This is a genomic window from Algoriphagus ratkowskyi (assembly GCF_002150505.1).
GTDB lineage: Bacteria > Bacteroidota > Bacteroidia > Cytophagales > Cyclobacteriaceae > Algoriphagus > Algoriphagus ratkowskyi.
The window spans coordinates 1-19,159 of the sequence record NZ_MSSV01000005.1 but is presented as its reverse complement, the minus strand read 5'-3'; the positions used below and the strand labels follow the sequence as shown (position 1 = coordinate 19,159).

14 protein-coding genes are annotated in these 19,159 nt (G+C 39.6%); 2 read left to right on the top strand and 12 right to left on the bottom strand.

Going from position 1 to position 19,159, the window contains the following annotated elements; translation table 11 throughout:
* Positions 1-319: 319 nt before the first annotated feature.
* The 10 genes from BVH02_RS07225 to BVH02_RS07175 form a co-directional block, all read right to left on the bottom strand.
* The gene (locus tag BVH02_RS07225; RefSeq protein WP_086500867.1) at positions 320-1,468 is read right to left on the bottom strand and encodes an aldose epimerase family protein; all 1,149 of its coding nucleotides are present in this window, start codon (positions 1,466-1,468) and stop codon (positions 320-322) included.
* A gap of 5 nt (positions 1,469-1,473) precedes the next feature.
* Entirely contained in the window at positions 1,474-3,318 is a 1,845-nt protein-coding gene (locus BVH02_RS07220) for a glycoside hydrolase family 2 protein (protein ID WP_086500714.1), read from the bottom strand.
* Positions 3,319-3,426: 108 nt separating this feature from the next.
* Positions 3,427-4,974, bottom strand: coding sequence for a glycoside hydrolase family 43 protein (locus tag BVH02_RS07215; protein WP_086500712.1), 1,548 nt, complete (start codon positions 4,972-4,974; stop codon positions 3,427-3,429).
* 716 nt (positions 4,975-5,690) lie between these two features.
* Positions 5,691-6,743 (bottom strand): family 43 glycosylhydrolase, encoded by a 1,053-nt coding sequence (locus tag BVH02_RS07210; protein WP_086500710.1) that lies wholly within the window; start codon positions 6,741-6,743, stop codon positions 5,691-5,693.
* 336 nt (positions 6,744-7,079) lie between these two features.
* Positions 7,080-7,490 (bottom strand): response regulator, encoded by a 411-nt coding sequence (locus tag BVH02_RS07205; protein WP_086500709.1) that lies wholly within the window; start codon positions 7,488-7,490, stop codon positions 7,080-7,082.
* On the bottom strand, positions 7,483-8,730 hold the full coding sequence (locus BVH02_RS07200) for a PAS domain-containing sensor histidine kinase (RefSeq protein WP_086500707.1): 1,248 nt from the start codon (positions 8,728-8,730) through the stop codon (positions 7,483-7,485). Before BVH02_RS07200 ends, BVH02_RS07205 begins: the two co-directional genes overlap by 8 nt.
* A 2-nt stretch (positions 8,731-8,732) precedes the next feature.
* Positions 8,733-9,044, bottom strand: coding sequence for a circadian clock KaiB family protein (locus BVH02_RS07195; protein ID WP_086500705.1), 312 nt, complete (start codon positions 9,042-9,044; stop codon positions 8,733-8,735).
* A gap of 10 nt (positions 9,045-9,054) precedes the next feature.
* Positions 9,055-9,348: a circadian clock KaiB family protein gene (locus tag BVH02_RS07190; protein WP_086500703.1), complete on the bottom strand. Its 294-nt coding sequence runs from the start codon at positions 9,346-9,348 to the stop codon at positions 9,055-9,057.
* 173 nt (positions 9,349-9,521) lie between these two features.
* Positions 9,522-10,949: a circadian clock protein KaiC gene (gene kaiC / locus BVH02_RS07185; RefSeq protein ID WP_086500701.1), complete on the bottom strand. Its 1,428-nt coding sequence runs from the start codon at positions 10,947-10,949 to the stop codon at positions 9,522-9,524.
* Positions 10,950-11,645: 696 nt separating this feature from the next.
* On the bottom strand, positions 11,646-13,286 hold the full coding sequence (locus BVH02_RS07175; RefSeq protein WP_086500699.1) for a M28 family metallopeptidase: 1,641 nt from the start codon (positions 13,284-13,286) through the stop codon (positions 11,646-11,648).
* 449 nt (positions 13,287-13,735) lie between these two features.
* On the opposite strand from BVH02_RS07175, the gene gdhA reads away from it, so the two are divergent.
* Together gdhA and BVH02_RS21205 are read left to right on the top strand one after the other, a co-directional pair.
* A complete protein-coding gene (gene gdhA, locus BVH02_RS07170) occupies positions 13,736-15,079 on the top strand; it encodes an NADP-specific glutamate dehydrogenase (RefSeq protein ID WP_086500697.1) in 1,344 nt (447 codons plus the stop codon).
* A gap of 154 nt (positions 15,080-15,233) precedes the next feature.
* A complete protein-coding gene (locus BVH02_RS21205; protein ID WP_111357113.1) occupies positions 15,234-15,440 on the top strand; it encodes an Lrp/AsnC ligand binding domain-containing protein in 207 nt (68 codons plus the stop codon).
* A 549-nt stretch (positions 15,441-15,989) separates the two neighbouring features.
* Here BVH02_RS21205 and BVH02_RS07165 read toward each other — a convergent pair.
* Positions 15,990-17,279 carry a sialidase family protein gene (locus tag BVH02_RS07165; RefSeq protein ID WP_158093863.1) on the bottom strand — a complete coding sequence of 430 codons (1,290 nt, stop codon included), beginning with the start codon at positions 17,277-17,279 and terminating at the stop codon, positions 15,990-15,992.
* Positions 17,280-17,571: 292 nt separating this feature from the next.
* Positions 17,572-19,008 carry a ligand-binding sensor domain-containing protein gene (locus tag BVH02_RS07160; RefSeq protein WP_086500694.1) on the bottom strand — a complete coding sequence of 479 codons (1,437 nt, stop codon included), beginning with the start codon at positions 19,006-19,008 and terminating at the stop codon, positions 17,572-17,574.
* Positions 19,009-19,159 lie beyond the last annotated feature (151 nt).

The window sequence follows — 19,159 nt, the reverse complement described above, 5'->3', positions numbered from 1 at the left end:
GCCTCTGTAGCGAGAATATAGAAACCGACTAACTACCAGAAGTAAGCAGCAGAGCCTTCAATGCTACCACCATGCAGGAGACCTATACGAATAATGGCGTGTTAGTGTCACCATTTGTTACTTCTGAAATAGCAGGTCTTACGTTTCTGAAAAACAGTTCTGATTTCCAATCTGCCATTAACCAGCTTAAATCACACGCTATTTATCGAGCTGTTGATGTTATCGCCTATCTGAATTGATAGTTTTAATGCTATAAAAAACACAGAATTTCAAATTGATTATAAAAGCCATCCCGATTTCTCAGGATGGCTTTCTGCTTTTACTTTATCCCAAACTTATAGATACAAGTCTGTTCGTATTTCTCTCCTGGCTTCAAGATCGTAGAGGGGAAATTAGGTTGATTTGGAGAATCTGGAAAATGCTGGGTTTCCAAGCAAAACGCAGATCTCAACTCATAGACTTTCCCGCCTTTTCCAGTAATCGTTCCATCTAGGAAATTACCGCTGTAGAATTGAATAGCTGGCTCGGTAGTCCAAACTTCCATTTCTATTCCAGTCTGTGGCGATAAGACTACAGCAGCTTGAGTCAAGTCTTTTCCAGTTTTGTCCAAGACCCAGTTGTGATCGTATCCTCCACCGAATTTCAATTGCTCGTTTTCCTGATCGATCCGCTCACCGATTTTGGTTGCAGTGGTGAAATCAAATGGAGTTCCTTTCACCGTAGGGATTTTGCCTGTAGGAATCAAAACCTCATTCACTGGAGTGTATTTGCTGGCGTTCAATTGAAGTGAATGATTTAATATGTTTCCATTTCCAGCACCGTTAAGGTTGAAAAAGGAATGATGAGTCAAATTAACTGGTGTGGCTTTATCAGTTTCTGCTTCATAGGTAACTTTAAATTCATTGTCATCTGTGATCGTGTAGACCATGGTCACTTTCAGTTCACCAGGGAAGCCTTCCTCGCCATCTGGAGAAGTGTAGCTGAAGATTAGCCCATTTTCTCCAGACTTCTTCACATCCCAGATCACATAGTCCATTCCTCCTGGACCACCGTGAAGCGTCTGCCCATTGTTGTTGATCGGCAAATTGTATTCTTCACCATCCAGCGTGAATTTCCCGTTGGCAATTCGATTGCCATATCGACCGATGGCTGCACCAAAGTATTTCTCACCACTTGCTAGGTATTCATCTAAGGTCTCAAACCCCAATACCACATCAACTAAGTTTCCGTCTTTATCTGGTACCCAAAGATTAATAACCCGGGCACCGAAATTGGTGACTTTCATTTTCATGCCATTGGCATTTTTGATCTCGTATGTTTCCACTTTTTTGTTTTGAAAAGTTGTACCGAAAGCCTGCTCCTGCACAGCTTCTTCCACTTTAGTTTCTTCTTTTGATTTGCTTTCGCAGCTGTATAAGAAAATGCCCAACGCAGCAGCACCAAGTATTTTGCTGAAATGATTCTTCATAGACTTCATTTATTGTATAGAGTTGAATGGATGCTCTTCATCTTGGAAACGTCGAATTTGATGAGTTTTCTATCATAAGTCATCAGTCCGTTGGTTTCCACTTCTACGTCGGTGGTCTGCGTGTAAACTGCAGCAGAAAGCCCTGCTTCCACCAATTTCCCTAAATGCTCAATCAAACCAGAATAACGCGTATAAAGCTCATCCTGATTTTTAAAACTTTGGTAACCCCAGTTGTCTTTCTGTTGCCAAACGTGGCCATCCACAGGAAGTCCCAAGCCTCCAAATTCTCCCAGCACAAGGATATTTTCTTTACCATAAATCCCTGGATTTGGCATCTTCGCATCTGGATAATTGTGCAAGTCAATGATATCTCCAGCGATCCTAGTTCCTTCCATTTCAAAGTTTCCGCCACTGGCGCTATTCACAAGTCTAGATGGATCATGATTCTTTGTCCAATCCGCTATTTCTTTGGTTTTGAACTGACCCCAAGCTTCGTTGAAAGGTACCCAAACCACGATGGATGGGAAATTGTAGAAATCATCCATAACCTCTTTCCATTCTTCTCTGAAAATCGCTTCAGATTCTGGCGTTCTTTCGCGATCCGATTGGCTACCCAACACGCCAAGCTTCATCTCCCAGCCATTTCCCATATCACCACTTGGCATATCCTGCCACACGAGCATTCCCATCTTGTCACAGGCATGGTACCAAGTTGCAGGCTCTACTTTCACGTGCTTTCTAATCATATTGAAGCCCATGTCTTGAGTCTTTTGGATGTCAAAAACCATCGCTTCATGACTTGGAGCCGTATATAATCCATCAGGCCACCAGCCTTGATCTAGTGGGCCATACTGGAATAAAAACTCCCCATTCAGCATCATTCTTTGAATCCCATTTTCGTCTGCTGCCATGCTGATTTCTCTCAAAGCGCCATAGCTTCCCACAGCATCAACTACTTTCTTCCCATCGACTAATTCCACTTTCAGGTCATATAAAACTGGATTTCCAGGAGCCCAAAGCTCTGCGTCCTTGATCGTCAATTTAGCAGTTTCAGTTGGACTGACTGTTTGCTCAGCGATCATGCTACCGCCTTTCCAAGCAGACACTTTCACCTGCTTGCCTGCTACTATTCCAGCTACTTCTGTAGTCACTAGAATCTGCTTAGTTTTGATATCAGATGCATTTTTCAAACCAGAAATGTATGTAGCAGGAACAGTTTCCAACCATACCGTTTGCCAGATGCCAGTTACAGGCGTATACCAAATGCCATGGGGATTCTTCACCTGCTTGCCACGTGGTTGAGGCCCGTCATCACTTGGATCCCACACGCGAACTTGAAGATTCTGAGTTTTTCCTGACTTCAGCTGCTCCGTGATATCAAAAGTAAAAGGATCGTAACCGCCTTTATGAATGCCTATACTTTGCCCATTTACAAAAACCTCCGTTTCCCAGTCAGATGCACCAAAGTGAAGCAACACTCGGTCATTACTTGATTTCTTGGGAGTAGCAAAAGTCGTGTTGTACCAAAGTTCTTTGTCTTTTCCCACAGTTTTTCCTACGCCAGAAAGTGCCGATTCCACTGCAAAAGGCACGAGTATTTCCCCGTCAAAGTAGGTTGGGATTGCCTGCCCTTTAGGCTTAATGGCATAGTCCCAAAGCCCATTCAGATTCACCCAGTTTTCTCGGGTCAACTGTGGTCTTGGATATTCCTGATGGACGTTTTCAGGTGTCACCTGAGTAGCCCATTCCGTCATTATTTTCCCTTTTACGAGTTTGTAGGTGCTCGTTTGTGCTGTGGCTATCTGCTGCGAAAAAAGTAAAAATGCGCCAAAAATTAGGGTGGTTTTCATGGGTATAGGTTTAAGGGTTTACTGATTTTAAAGTCAATTTTTCTATACTATTGGGACGCACAGTGTGCTAAATCTAAGATCTACATACCTCCCTCTTAATACTTACAATTAATACAAAATCTTCACTTCTTTAAAATGAGCGTAGGAACTAATTGTTCCCTTTGCGACCAAGCCAAGTCTAAAGCCCATGCCCCAAGGGACTAAATGCTTCACATCTTGAGTTTCGCCTACTTGAATTGTTTTGCCATTCACGACGGCTGAAGTGGTCATATTGTAGCCGTCTTTCATGCTCAGTATCAATTTTACTTCTTTACCGGCAGGAATAGTCTCACTGGCGAGTTCTCTGGTCTTTTGGTCGATAGTCTCCCAAAGTATCACATGCTTTCCCTTCACAGAAATACCCATTCCAGCTGGTGGAGCTCCGAAGCCATTATTTGCTCCGCCGATGACTGCCAATCCTGCTGATGCATACTCATCAGGAACTACCGTGGCTTCGTATTGATAATCCAGTGACTTCGTGCCTTGGACAAGCAGCGTTCCCAAAGTTTCATTCTCCTCAGAAGCCTGAAGTTTCAGTCCCTTCTTGCCAGTTTCATATTGAATCTTTTGAGTTACTCTCCATTGCCAGATCGGGTCCAACCCTTTTTTGAAATTGTCTGTAAATTCTAAGGATTCCTTGCTGCGTTCATATCCAGCATTGTTGGCAAGAATAGGCCAATCATCAGCTGACCAGTTGATTTTCTCTAATACGCCTTGGCGGCCAACATAGACGCTTCCCTCTGTATTGTAAGCATGGTAAAGCATCCAAAATTCCCCGTCTTTTTCTACGACCGTACCATGGCCAGCACACTTCCAATTTGCATTATCTTTCAAAATCGGGTTCATATTATACTTTTCCCATGTACCCAAAAGTGTTTTGCTTCGTGCTACTCCGGTTACATAATCACAGCCAATTTCGCAGCAGCCACGGGCAGAATAAGTTGCATAGAAATAGCCATTCTTTTGGAAAATGGCCACCCCTTCCACGAGTTGACCTTCCCAAGGCTGGTCATTTCGGAAAAGCTCATGTGGCTCACCTAGTAATTTTTTTCGCTCATTATCTATTTCCTGAGCCCAAATTGGAGTTTTCTGCCCTTTACTATTTCCGTCCTCTTTCCACAGTACATAAATTTTCCCGTTTTCATCTCGGAACTCAAAAGCATCAATGGATCCATACTCCTGTGCTACCAACGGGCCATGATCGGTAAACCTACTTTCTGGAGAATCTGCACTTGCCACAGCCACAGTCAGACGGTTGCTCTCTTTGTCTCTAGCAGTATAGTAAGCATAGATTTTCTTCTGTTTTGCATCATAGGAAAGCTCGGGAGCCCAGAAGTTGTTTTTGGCCCAATCAGGAGATCCATTGGGAAAAATATAATTCACCAATTCCCAATTCATTAAATCGGTCGATTTGAAAATTGGGAAAAGTGGCGCCCATTCATTTGAAGTGGCAGAGGCATAATAATACTTGCCAATTTTCACCACGGTGGGATCTGGTCGATCCCCAGCCAAAACAGGGTTTTCGAAACTGTTTTTCTGAGCAATACTTACGCTAGCAAAACCAACAATTAAGAAAAGAATAATGATAATTCTGTAACAGTAAAATAGGCTATTCATTAATAAACATTTTCTAATGAGAATTTCTTATATAGTATATCACCCTGTTGAGCAAAGAAAATAATGGTACTGGCGTTTTGGATAATCATAATATAAAATAACTCGGTTTTATGTCTGTAGCCAATACTATAATTGTAAAGCCTAAAGTTGAATCTCTAAGAATTTTGTAAATCTTGTCCGACTTACCCCCTTAATCGGCTAGGAATTATAAGAGAATCATCAATTCCATATTAAGATCACATCGAAGTTTGCTCTAGTGTGATCTGTAGAATTCCTTAGCTTAATAATATTAGTATGAAGCTCGAGGTTCTGCCAAGCTATGATGCTGATTCCTGAAATTAAATTCGCTTATACTTTCGGTGGGGATGGACTAAAGTAAACAAATAATATAAAATTTTTCCTGCGCAATTAGAAACTAGCCCAGCATAAATAGCTGCTGCCGATAGTGATCTAAAGCTGTTTTTTGATGGTTTCTACAGGTTTTGGAACAATGAACGTTCCTGAAATTGAGACGCCCTGTTTCAGACTAGGCTTGATCTTGGTCGTGTTTCTAGTGTAGGTCTTTTTCATAATAGGCTTTGATTAATATTTTTAAGTGGATGAAGGCTATAAATCCTAAGTTAATAATCAAATTCCAAAATGAGGTTGAATTTTTTTAGGCAAATCTTAAAAGTCCCCTATTCCTATAGGATATTTTCCCTTTTCTGTATAAAATTTTACTGGTTCTTTTGCCAACTAGGAGATTTTTGAGAACTCATGCTAGGTTCTTCACAAGCAATACTTGGCCATCCAGAAGTCCAGATTATTTTATCCAAAAGCAAGACTCTACGATTTGTGCCATTGTTAAGCTTTGGTTTTTCCTTTGACATTCCATGGTAAAGAAGCCAATCTTGACCTTCTGCATCAGTGACGATCTCAGCATTGTGTCCCGGTCCAGCATAGCCATTTGTACTTGCGTTGGTTCCTACGACCAAAGTTCCTGAGTCATAGTCTCGCATAGATTTGCCATACTTATCCACATAAGGCCCTTCTAGCATCTCAGATCTTCCCACCAAAATTCTATACGAACTTTTAGCTCCTGCGCAGCAGGTTCCTGTGGAGCCAAATAGGTAATAATATCCGTCTTTTTCATAGACATAGGGAGCTTCCAGATGATTACCAGCAACCTGGACTTTCTCGCCAGTGGGCTTTCTGCCATCGGCTGTAAGCTCTGTAAGAAATATGCCGTGGAAACTCCCCCACATTAAGTATCTCTTCCCATCTTTTTCCATATAAAATGGATCAATGGAATTTTTCACACCGATTTCCTCGGAGTCAAAAACTTTCCCATGATCTATAAAAGGACCTTCTGGCTTGTCAGCTATCGCTAATCCGATTCCTGGATTAACATCTCCCCAAGTAGAAAAGGAATAATACATATAAAACTGATCCTTCACCTGAGTTACATCTGGAGCCCAAATTCCTCCCTTTTCTTTCCAGTCAGGCTTTGTGGACATAGCGTTTCCCACTAGTTTCCAGTTTATCAAATCCTTAGATTTGATCACTGGTACCAAGCGGTAGCCGCCTTCGTTTCCCCAATTGTCTTCAGTACCATATGCATAGAATTCCTCGCCTACTTTCACCACGGTAGGATCTGCCAATACAGGTTCAAAAACAGGATTTGTGTATTTGAGCGTGTCACTTGTTAGATTATAGGGAATCACGTTTCGGCTCTCAGAAGATTCAGAGCAAAATACGAATGCTAGGGCAGCACAGAATATAAGATGCATTGCATAATTTTTTTGTAACCAAAATATAAAAAAGTCTAGTCAAGCAGTTACCAGCATAAGTTTTAAGTGTTCCAACATTAAACGTAAACCTAGGTTTACAAATATCATTTCACTACCTCTGAGGATATCATATCCTCTACACCTTGTATACTTTTCCCAATTCTGGCAAAGCGAAAATTTTGTATTGGAAAGCTTCCTGGCTCCCGTACTTCTAGCGACATGGAAGTCTAATCCTCCAGATCTTCTCTACCTTTATTATTAGAAGCAATACTGATACAATTATCCACTATGAAGACCTGCTCACATAATTTATACAAGCATTAAGCCCGTTAATCTTTATTTTATAGATATAAAGTCTTCGTTTGTAAAATCTTCCTTCAATAAATTTCGCAGTTTGATGCAAAGCACTTTAAAATCGCTAGGCTTGGTAAAGAAAAATTTGGCCCCTAAATTTTTTGTTCTTTCTATATCATCAATAATATTGGAAGTAGTGAAAATTCCTATTGGGATTTTATTAAAATGGTTTTTATTTTTTATTTCTGTAAGAAATTCAAACCCATTCATAACGGGCATGTTGAGATCAAGAAATATGAGGTCGGGTAAGCTATCGTTGTTTTTTAATTTCTCAAGGGCAATTTTTCCATTGCCTGCGGTGTCGCATTGAAGCAATGGATTTATTAACTCTAATGCATCTTTGAAAAAGAGTTGGTCGTCTTCATCATCGTCAATCAAAAAGATTTTATTCATGTGGTATGAATATACTAAATGTTGAACCTTTTCCAAGTGTTCCTTCTGCTATGATAAAACCGTTATGATTGCTTGCAATCTTTTTGCAAATGGCTAAACCAATTCCGGTGCCTGAATATTCGTTCATACCGTGAAGCCGTTGAAATAATTCAAAGATTTTATTTGCGTATTGTTTTTCAAAACCAATTCCGTTGTCACTAATATTAATCTGGTGATATTTTTTTTGTTTATCAGCAAGAGAATGATCTATTTTTTTGCCATCAATAAGTTTGCTTGAAATTTTTATATGAGGTTGAACTTGCGGGCGACTGTATTTCATTGAATTGTCAAGCAAGTTGGTAATAAATTGTGTAAACTGAATCGGCACTACATTTATTACCGGAAGATGTTCTGTTTCAATGATTGCTTGTGTTTCAATGATGTTTTCATGAAGGTATGATTTTGCTTCTTCTACAATTTTGTTCAAATCATACGCTTCAAAAGTTAATTCCGTCGTGTTTGCTTTTGAAAATTGCAGTAAAGATTCAATCAGGTTTTGCATTCGCTCGGCTGCTGAAATGATACGCTGGAAGTAGTCTTCGGTTTTAGCAGAAAATTTTTCGACATCGAGTATTCGTTTGCTGAATGCCTGAATCTTTCTTAATGGTTCTTTCAAATCATGACTGGCAACATAACTGAAAGAGGCAAGTTCTCTATTTATATTTTCAAGTTCTAGATTTTTTGCTGCCAATATTTTTTCATTGTTTTTCTTTTCGCTAAGATCGGTAACGATGATTCCTATAGTCGGAAGGTTCGGATATAATGAAGTGAGAGAAACATAAACAGGAATGCTTTTTTGTCCTGCCTTCAAATTTATTTCTCCTTTACTTTTTCCTTCCAGAGCTTTGGTTAAAAGAGCAGTGAAGCTATTGATTGAGTTAGGATGTATGAAGTGGTAAATTGAATTTCCTACAGTATTTTCATACGGCGAGCGAAGAAGCTCATGAAAATACTTATTGCTGTAAACTATCAACCCATCATCTGTGATGTTTATGGCGCCTTCACTAAAATTCTCCACTAAAACACGATAGGCATAATCTCCACTTTGAAGCGTGAAAATTTCTGATTTATTATCATTGTTAACGGCAAATGCATCTACTTCACCTGCTTTGATGGCGTCTATCAATTGCTCTGCTTCCTCTAACCGAATTTTGAGATCGGCAATTTCTTGCTTATATTTTTCTTGCTTCGCAGAATCCATCACTATTCTTTAATTGATAATCCTAACACGGTAATTACTTTTTCTGCATCATGAAAAGTTCCTATTAAAATTTTCTTGGGTAAGGGGGAGATTTTAATTAGAGATGGACTGAAAATAATTTGGTGTTCTTTTGCAGCTTCGGGGTTTTTGTAGAGGTCTATTATTTCCAATTCAAAACCATTTTTCAAACGATCATCACATAATTTTTTTATGTTTTCTATGGCTTCCATAGAATTTGGCGACATGCCCGAAACATATAATTTGAGCACAAGAGTGTCGTCTGTATTAAGTTTTGGATGTTGACTATCTTTCATCTACACATTATTACTTTGAAGCTAGTGTACGGATGTTGAGACCTACCAATACTTTTTCTTCATTTGATAGATCGCCAATTATTTTACGTATGGGTTCAGGAAATTTGCGGACAAGTGTTGGAATGGCAAATATCTGGTCGCCTTCTGCAAGTTGCGGATTTTTTAAAAGGTCAATGACTTCAATAGTGTACCTTCCTTCTAAATGTTCTTTGCAATATTTGGTAATATTTTTAAGTGCAAGGATTGATTTAGGCGTTTGCCCTGCTACATACAATCTTAACTCAACTAACTCCTCTTTTGACATAGTAGTGGTTTTAATCAATTTGTTCTTTATATATACTCGTTTCTGTAACAGTAAAATACCAAAAGCGACTTATTTCAAAGTAAATTCTAGCATTGAGGCTACTTCGGTCTTCCAGCCAGTTAAGCTATCAAAACAAGGTTACTGGCAGGATTGCGAATAATTATATTGTTTTTCTATACTGAAAGTGAGCTAAGTATTTTAATTCCTTCATCGGTAATAATAAAATCGCTCACATCACTAGAATGACCCATTCCTCTTGATTTTACCACTACTAAATTACGAACTCTTCCTTTATTGTGCTCTTTATTACTCAATTTAATCCAAGTGTCGGCAAGGGATGAGATGGTGGTTTCAGTAATGGAACTCTCAAATTGGTCACTGGGCGTGAGTGATGTAAAGAGTGCGCTAATCCCTTTTACTTTTAGCATATCCATTAAGCGCACAAGCATAGCGCGGACTTCACTTCCTGAGCCCACAGTGACTAAACTGCTGATGGGGTCAACAATCACGGTGAGTGGATTATATTCTTTAATTAGTTTATGTAATAAAAGCAGGTGCATTTCCAGACCTTGCAAAGACGGTCTAGACGCATGAATATAAAGCAATTTTGATTTTACATACTGCTCAATTTTTATATCAACCGACTGCATGTTGCGTATGAGTTGCTCAGGAGATTCCTCAAAAGAAAAATAAAGCACGCGTTCATTTCTTTTGCAACTGCTTAAGGCAAAGTATGTGGACAAAGTTGTTTTTGCAGTACCTGCCGATCCTGTTATAAGTGTACTACTACCTTTGAAAAATCCGCCTCGAGCAAATAAATTATCAAGCGTAGGAAGCCCTGTTGATACTATCTCGTTAGAAGTATGGTGTTCAAGTTTTAGCGATGTAATGGGTAGCACAGATATTCCGCTTTCATCAATAAGAAACGGATATTCGTTGGTGCCATGTGTAGAGCCTCTATATTTTACAATACGTAACCTTCTTGTGGCAATCTGGTCTATGACCCGAAAGTCAAGAAGAATAACGCAATCGGAAACATATTCTTCAAGCCCCTGTCTTGTTAGTGAATTTTCTCCGCGCTCACCCGTAATGATAGTAGTAACGCCCTTATCTTTCAGCCATTGAAACAGCCTTCGCAATTCTGACCGCAGGATTGTTGAATTATCCAATCCACCAAAGAGCGATTCAATAGTATCAAGTACCACACGCTTTGCGCCAATGCTGTCAATGGCATGATTAAGGCGCACGAATATGCCTTCCAAATCATACTCACCTGTTTCTTCAATCTCCGAGCGTTCGATACGCACGTGGTCAATGCGCAATTTTTTTTGTGTAATCAGTTTTTCCAAATCAAAGCCTAGAGACTGCACATTTTGTGTAAGGTCTTTTACACCTTCTTCGAAGCTCATGAATACTCCATGCTCGTTGTCCTCAGTGATTCCTTTAACAAGAAATTGCATAGCAAGTAATGTTTTTCCGCATCCTGCGCTTCCGCAAATAAGTGTTGGTCTTCCTTCTGGAAAACCTCCTTCGGTTACTTCATCAAGGCCGTCAATACCGGTTCGGGTTTTTGCTAATGATTTATTAGTATTGCTTTTCATGGGGATAAAGTTAGATAAATAATAAATTTAGGTACTGTAAAATTGGAAAATGCAAGTGTCTTTAGAGAATTTTAAAAAGATGATTTTCAGTCTCTATGCCTATTGCCATATTTGATGTATGTCTAGATTCATAGCGTTAATAATATCAAAGAAAAGATTCGAAGGATTATACTATTATGTGAACTGGGCATATGACAATATCAATGGGAGAGAATTTTAAGGTGCCATAATGATTGTAATCCTCTAGTTTAAGCAAGTGTGTCATCCGCGAGGTAAAAATTGAAGAGCCGCTCTGCCATGGCGAAAAGCTGAAGCCGAAAAGTTGAAGTAACGACCAGAAATCTGATACAGTGTCTGGCCAGGTGCTGTCCGACAGGGGATTTCCTACCAGCACCCAGCTTACCAAACCCTTTGATTTGATCACTGGGCACCAAATGGTAGTCGCCTTCCACTCCCTAATTGTCTTCTCTACCATAAGCATAGAATTCCTCTCCGACTTTCATTACTGATGGGTCTGCCAAGACGGTTCAAAAACAGGATTGAAGTATTTGAGGATATCAATAAGTTCGGGACTAAAATCAAGATCTTTCTCCATAATTGGAGTAGAACTATTAAGTGGTACTCCCTAGGAATAGAGCAAGTAAAATCTGCATGGGTAAATTTTTATGATTAGTAGTTTGAGGAGAACCATTTATCCTATTTCATATACCCTTCCCGAATTGATCGAAATTCTGAGTTAGCCTTCCACATAGGCCAAGTAGCTGAATTAGCCAGATTTCTACCTACGGAGTAGAGTAATTGGACATCGTCCACTGCTCCATCTAGATTCCATACGCTTGCATCATACTCATCAGATGGTTTATGGTAGTATTTCTCTACATATTTATCATCAAGCTGCTTTCCGTAAGCTTTCCCTTTTTCAAAATGATCTATCCCTGTTCCAATGTAAAGTGCAGGAATCCCCACTTTTGCAAAACTAAAATGATCTGATCTGAAATAATATCCAGCCGTAGGCGTAGGATCTGGAGATGAGTAACGGCCTACTTTTTCCAATTCTATGTCTAGCAAATCCTCCATCTCACTTTGTCCTATACCAATAATAGCTACATCTTTCATCTTTCCATACGGATTGATTCCGTCCATATTGATATTAGCGACAGTTTGTTCTTTAGGGTACACAGGATTGAGCGCGTAATATAGGGAGCCCCAAAGGCCCTGCTCCTCGGCAGTTACGGCCAAAAATACCACTGTTCGCTCAGGCTTTTCTTCAGTCGCAAATGCTTTTGCCAGTGCGAGCAAAGCTGCTGTTCCACTGGCATTGTCCAATGCACCATTGTAAATGGAGTCGCCAGTTTCGTCAGGTTTTCCGATTCCCAAATGATCCCAATGGGCTGAGTAGATTACGTATTCTTCAGGTTTGCTAGCTCCAGTTACCTTGGCAATCACATTTTTGGTTACATCATACGTAGTTGCTACCGTGAGTGAAGAACTCACATTCAGATTCATAGCAATAGCTTGGAAATCAGCTTTTCTTGCTTTGGCAAGCATTTCTCGCTCGTTCAATCCTGCCATTTCAAAAAGCTTATTTGCTGTAGGCAAAGTCACCCATCCTTCAAAAGCGAGTTTATAATTCTCAGTGCCTCGATCGTCAAGATAAAGTTGCTTAGAATTCCAGCGGTTTTGTACCACATTAAATCCATAGCCAGCAGGAATGGTATTATGCACGATCAAAACTCCTAGAGCTCCCTGGCGAATCGCTTCTTCGTATTTATAAGTCCAACGCCCATAATAGGTCATGGTATTGCCTTTGAAAAATGCTTCGTCCTCAGTCCCAAATCCCGGATCATTGACTAGTAGCATGACGATTTTATCCTTTACATCGATATTTTTATAATCATCCCAGCCATACTCAGGAGCGACTGTTCCAAAACCCGCAAAGACCAATTCAACATCTTTAAAATCCACAGTTGAATCTGTTCGCTGGGTCCAGATCACATAATCTTTTAATCCCTCTAACGTCACCGATTCCTTTGCAGAACTTACGGTCATCGAAGATGCTGCAGTGCTATTAATCGATACCATAGGGACATCTTGGAAATAGGAATCACCATTTCCAGGCTCCAAACTCAATTTTTTGAATTCTGACTCTAGGTAGTTTATCGTTTTTGTTTCCCCCTCAGAAAAAGGCATTCTACCCTCAAATTCATCTGAAGAAAGCGTTATAATATGTGGTTCCAAATCACCTACTTGAATGATATAAGCATCTTTTTTAGTCGTAGAGCAAGCTAAAAGTATAGCAGGAACAGCAAGCAGACTAGCTATTGATTTTAAATTCATGGATTGGAAGTTTGGTGAAAAGCGAAATGAAATTTAACCAAAAGAGCTCAACTTCCAATAGACGCGAAAGATGGAGTTAGTATTATTGCTTTCTTCTTTTTTCTTAGGACCGAGCCAAGTATAATTGCTTCTTCCCTGTCATTTTTGCACTTAGGCAGAATTCTTATCCACATTAACTGGAGTTGAATAAGCCAATGATTATTCCGCTAACTATGTCTTATAAATCTTTTAGTTCAAATAACTTTTACCGTATGGTCCAATTGGTGGTTTTGGACAATTTCTTTCTCAAGCAAAAGTGAATATGTTAGATTCTGAAATCATAAAATTTTGCCAGTTTATATAAAATTGTTTAATTGTTAGCTGGTATTGTTGCAATTTTCGAAACAGAACGAGGACATAGTTAAAGTTCCACCTGTTTTACTCAACCCTATTATTACTAAAAATAACCAATGCAAGACGATTTCAAGAAATTCATGGACGGTGTAAGAACTAGAAATGCCCATCAACCAGAATTTATTCAATCCGTGGAAGAGGTCGCTGAGACGCTTATTCCTTATATCTCCCAACATCCTATTTTTAAAGACCAGAGCATTTTAGAGCGAATGGTAGAGCCAGAGCGAATGATTTCATTTCGTGTGGCCTGGGTGGATGACAAGGGGGTAGTTCAAGTCAATCGAGGATATAGAGTGCAAATGAATTCCGCACTAGGTCCTTATAAAGGCGGTTTACGATTTCACCCATCCGTGAATGCGAGTATTTTGAAATTCTTAGCTTTTGAGCAAGTTTTCAAAAATAGCCTAACTACTCTGCCAATGGGTGGAGGTAAAGGAGGCTCTGATTTTGATCCAAAAGGAAAATCTGATGGTGAGGTTATGCGTTTTTGCTATGCATTTATGACCGAACTTGAACGACATATAGGACCAAATACGGATGTTCCGGCCGGTGACGTAGGTGTGGGTGCCCGAGAAATCGGATATCTATTTGGGATGTATAAGAAGATTCGAAATGAATTCACCGGTGTGTTGACAGGCAAAGGTCTTTCTTGGGGTGGCTCTTTGATTCGCCCAGAAGCTACGGGTTACGGTACCGTTTACTTCGTACAAAATATGCTCGCAGTAAAAGATATGGAACTACTAGGAAAAAAAGTGGTGATCTCTGGAGCGGGTAATGTAGCCCAGTATGCGGTAGAAAAAGTTTTAGATTTAGGAGGTATCGTACTTACACTTTCTGATTCACAGGGTTTCATTTACGATAAAGATGGAATAGATCGCGAGAAGTTGGCGTATGTCATGAAGCTGAAAAATGTAGAGCGTGGAAGAATTTCTGATTACGTTACAAAGTATCCTTCGGCAGAATATTTTGCAGATGCTCGTCCTTGGAGTATCCCATGTGATATAGCCTTACCCTGTGCTACGCAAAATGAGCTTGATGGACACGATGCCAAATTATTGATAGAAAATGGTTGCATGTGCGTGGCAGAAGGAGCAAATATGCCGTCTACACCTGATGCTATTCATCAATTCCTAGCTGCCAAAATTCTTTATGCTCCAGGCAAAGCCTCAAACGCTGGCGGAGTTGCAATCTCTGGACTTGAGATGTCGCAGAACTCGCTGCGATACAGCTGGACTAGAGAAAAAGTGGATAATCGTCTGAAAGTAATTATGAAGGAAATTCATAATTCATGCATAGAATATGGAGGCTGTGAAACTGGCTATTGCGACTATGTAAAGGGTGCAAATATTGCAGGATTTGTGAAAGTTGCCGATGCTATGTTGGCCCAAGGAGTAGTTTAATACTCCTTATATTCCCCACAAAAGCTCTTTTTCCAGCGAGTCAAGTTGATTCATTTATTAACTGACTTAGTGGGAAAAGAGCTTTTTAATGGGACTACATGTGTTTACCTCATTTTTTCTACTATTTAATAGTCATTGAACTCAAGTCTAGCATGTGGAAAGTTTTATCCTGTTAGAATTGAGGCCATCCTTGGGTTACTTTACCCTACGCCAAAAATCTGAAACTCTACATCAGTCACCCGTCACCCGTCACCCAACACTCATCATCAGTCCCCCACACCCTGAAGTCAAGGAATGCTACCCGATGGGTGGAGCAAGTGATTTTCTATTGGAACTGATTGTGAGAGATCTGAACGATTAATCAGTTCTCCTCTGGCAAACTGGCAGCGCTACCCAACATTACTAAAATTCAGAGTTCCTTTGTGCTTCATGATATCAAGAATTCTACAGCTGCCTATTTATTAGAGCAGTGGTGAGGTGGAATCGTTGCTAGCGGTTAGTATAAGAATAGTAGTGGGTTAAACTGCACAAAAATTTCACTCAAACACAATCCTTTTTAAGATTTACTTACTTAGGATTAGCAATAATTCCTTTATTATTTTGATACGTTGACGCCAGCAGCTGTTATGTCTTCAGGAAAGTAGTTACTCAAAGTTTACACAGGGTAAATTTTAGCCTTTACTTTATATGATTATCCGCAATCATGCAAGTAACCTTATTTTGATAGCTTGACTTATGAGAAGGCTGAAGATAGGGGACCGAAGTAGCCTCAATGCTAGTATTTACCATAAAATAAGTTGCTTAGACTATTTTACTGGTGCAAAAGCGGATATACATTTTTCAGTACATTAGTTTCTAGCCATGTTTCTTGTCATTATTTCCTTTTCATCATAGAAACAACAAATCCTTTCTAATTATCCCCGTCCCATATGGTTGCGGCGATATGGTGCAGGGACTCTTTGGTAGACCAATAATAGAGGGCGACCATCTTGCCGTCTTTACGTTTCAGTAGTTGGGGGTAACCAAGATCAATAGTCTCCATATCTTCTGAGCCATAATCATCTCGCAAGATTTGCGGATTGCTCCACGAGGATCCCTCATCGTCACTGTATACAACCATCATAGTTCCAGGCTCTACTCGGTTTCCAAAAATTGCAACCAGTCGACCCTTGTCAGTTATATTGAGTGCTGGAGGATTTCCATTACCCGCTCCCGCATCTCCAACTTCTGACAGGAATGTCCAGGTGTTACCGTCATCTTCAGAAACATATGCGTCAACCCAGTTATGTTCATTATACCTTCGACGCATTGCAGAGATCAACTTGCCATTTTCAAGGATGATGGTCTTAGACATCACTGCACGGCTTTGGTCAGCATGAGGGTTTAGGGCTTCGTCTTCATACAATTTAATTTTTGCAGAAGGGTCTGCCTTCTCTTCATCATAAGGTGGTATCACCCAACTCACGAATTTAAACGTCTTTCCACCGTCAACGGTACGCATACTAAAAAGTCTATCTGTTCCAAATTCACTTTTAGTTCGCACAGACATAAATACTATGCACTCATCCTTTCCTTTCACTACGTAATCTGTTCTTGGAGTTAACTCGGTCTCACTAGAAAGTGAGGTATTTTTCAATTCGGGCCATTCTCGAATGGTATTATCCCCAAGACGATAGGGTCCATTCCATGTCTTCCCAGCATCATAAGAAAAGAAGAAATGGCCTCTCGCATCAAAGGATCCATGGTAGGAAGTTCCCACAACGCGCATAGCAAATTGGGGATGAGAAAAGTCTATGGGGTTTACCAATGTTTTCAGTTCTGGTTCCTTACCAAAGTCCCCGACATAATTGTCTGGATTAAACCCTTCCCAGGTTTGCCCCATATCAGAACTCCGAGCCAGCCAGCTTTCCTGATTTCCTCCGATGTTGTGATTGTCTATAATAAGCTCATAATCACCTCGTGTAAATCCCACAAGCATATTGACCCCATCTGCAGACCACGCGCCGTTATTGGCTGGCCAACCTAGAAATTTATCCTCTTCTTGATAAACAACAATATGTTCAGCATTCTCTACCCGCTGATAGTTTATTTCTTTAGCACTCCTTGTTTGGGCTATTGAATTTTGAATACAAAAGAAAAACAGGATCATAAAACATGCTATTGAGCTAATCTTTAGCCGTATAATTAAATTTGTTTTCATTCTTTGGGGGTTTATTATCATGTTGTCCATTTCCTATTGGTAGTTAATAAATGCTGTGTTTAACTGTCCTATTCTTTTGGAAGTATACACTTTATAACAAGCAATTGTATAATCTTTTCTCAAATATGATATTATTTCTATTTCAACTAGTTTTTAACGGTTTCGGGCTTTGCGTTCGGGCGGGTTTCGATGCACAAGACTGTCAACCTGCACTTAACTTGAATAGGAGTACAAAGCTCCGCGTTTCAACTTGACCCCACCTGACGCAAAACCCGTGTTGGGGCATCGTTTTTTATTTGTTCATTTTAATTACTCCTGCAAATGTTGCAGCCCAAATAATTCCATTTTTGTCCTTTGTTAACTTCATTACATGAATGCTGGGAACTTCAGAGTTTTCGGGCGTATATGTTTCCCATTTATCATTTTCTATATCGTAACGAATAAGTCCAACGCTATTTAATGCAACCCATAAAACTCCATTCTCTTCGTCAAGCAGGAAATCATTTATATCGTTCTTAGTGAATAGTTCGGAATTCCTTGGTCTAATAGAAGTCCATTCACCATTTGGTTTTAAAAGCCACATTCCTGATTTTGTCTTGTCTTTACTGTACAGGTCGAACCAAAAGTTACCCTTACTATCTTCAAATGCTTGCGAGATTGAGCCTTCTTTTAATGGCGAGTCAGATTCGTTAAATTCAATCGTTTGGTCTTTATCAATTCTGATATTACCGTCAAATGTTCCAATCCATAAACGGTCTTGATTGTCAAGATAGACACCTGATATTTTATTGGAAGGAAGCGCTGAATTAGAGGAGTCAATTACACTCCAATTTTCACCATCATACTTTGCCAAGCCATCCCATGAAGTCAAGAAAACATTGCCATAATTATCTGAAAAGATTTTTCTTGGCCATTCTATAGGAGAATTGATTGAATCATAAACAGTCCATTTATTCCCATCGAATTTATATGCGTCCCAACCTGCCGCTAACCAAATGTTGCCTCTACTGTCCGTTGCAGCATCTCTTATTGAAGATGCTATGTTTTGGTTGTATTTGACTGGTTTAATAGCTGAATTTGTAACGCCAAAAATTTCCATTTTCTCATTAGTCATTCTTACAAGCCCATTATCTGTACCAATCCAAAGGTTGTTGTTAGTTGAAACAACTGTTCTCGTCATATCCCATGGCAGGTCTGAATTCGACTGAGATAAAACTGTCCATTGAACTGATAAATCTTTTTCCTTAGAGCCTTTGACATCTGGTGTGCCAACCGATTTAAAATTTGTATTATACTTAAAGTCAAATGAAACCCTTCTAATTCCTAATTTTCCATCTTGAAAAGTAAGTTCGAGAGAAACTGAGGCACTTTGAGCTATATTGTCTTTCATGGAGGGAATCCATTTAGGCATTGAATTAATTGCTTTTTGTAATGAAAGATTTTTGGATGACACATTTGTACTGTTCTCAGAGCTTAGGAGACATGAATTTCCTAATGTGTCGACTAAGATTTGAACTCTTATTAATCCATTTATATTTTTGAGAGACTTTTGGTTCAAACCGCTTAGTATGCTCTCCACAGCATTTTGAGGAACTTCAGCTTTTGGTTCGCCACAATCAAGACAATAACTGCTCAATTTACAGGCGTCATATTTTTCTGGATAAAGATGTTGACCAAATACTGTTTGTACCGTCAAAAAAAGTAACCCGATTACGAATGTATATTTCATGAAATGCGCTTGTTTTTAAATGTGCCCCAACGCCATGGCTATGGCAAGTGCGGGATTTTGAAATCGAATCTTTGTCCGCCAGACCGAATGTTGTTTAGATGCAATATCTTCATTTTTAAGCAGTCAGCCCGCATTTGCTATAGGTGATGTT

Coding starts and splice junctions, on each gene's coding strand:
- BVH02_RS07215 (WP_086500712.1), bottom strand. CDS start 4,974: ATGAATAGCCTATTTTACTGTTACAGAATTATCATTATTCTTTTCTTA.
- BVH02_RS07205 (WP_086500709.1), bottom strand. CDS start 7,490: ATGAATAAAATCTTTTTGATTGACGATGATGAAGACGACCAACTCTTT.
- gdhA (WP_086500697.1), top strand. CDS start 13,736: ATGCAAGACGATTTCAAGAAATTCATGGACGGTGTAAGAACTAGAAAT.
- BVH02_RS07160 (WP_086500694.1), bottom strand. CDS start 19,008: ATGAAATATACATTCGTAATCGGGTTACTTTTTTTGACGGTACAAACA.
- BVH02_RS07195 (WP_086500705.1), bottom strand. CDS start 9,044: ATGAAAGATAGTCAACATCCAAAACTTAATACAGACGACACTCTTGTG.
- BVH02_RS07220 (WP_086500714.1), bottom strand. CDS start 3,318: ATGAAAACCACCCTAATTTTTGGCGCATTTTTACTTTTTTCGCAGCAG.
- BVH02_RS07210 (WP_086500710.1), bottom strand. CDS start 6,743: ATGCATCTTATATTCTGTGCTGCCCTAGCATTCGTATTTTGCTCTGAA.
- BVH02_RS07190 (WP_086500703.1), bottom strand. CDS start 9,348: ATGTCAAAAGAGGAGTTAGTTGAGTTAAGATTGTATGTAGCAGGGCAA.
- kaiC (WP_086500701.1), bottom strand. CDS start 10,949: ATGAAAAGCAATACTAATAAATCATTAGCAAAAACCCGAACCGGTATT.
- BVH02_RS07175 (WP_086500699.1), bottom strand. CDS start 13,286: ATGAATTTAAAATCAATAGCTAGTCTGCTTGCTGTTCCTGCTATACTT.
- BVH02_RS07200 (WP_086500707.1), bottom strand. CDS start 8,730: ATGGATTCTGCGAAGCAAGAAAAATATAAGCAAGAAATTGCCGATCTC.
- BVH02_RS07225 (WP_086500867.1), bottom strand. CDS start 1,468: ATGAAGAATCATTTCAGCAAAATACTTGGTGCTGCTGCGTTGGGCATT.
- BVH02_RS07165 (WP_158093863.1), bottom strand. CDS start 17,279: ATGAAAACAAATTTAATTATACGGCTAAAGATTAGCTCAATAGCATGT.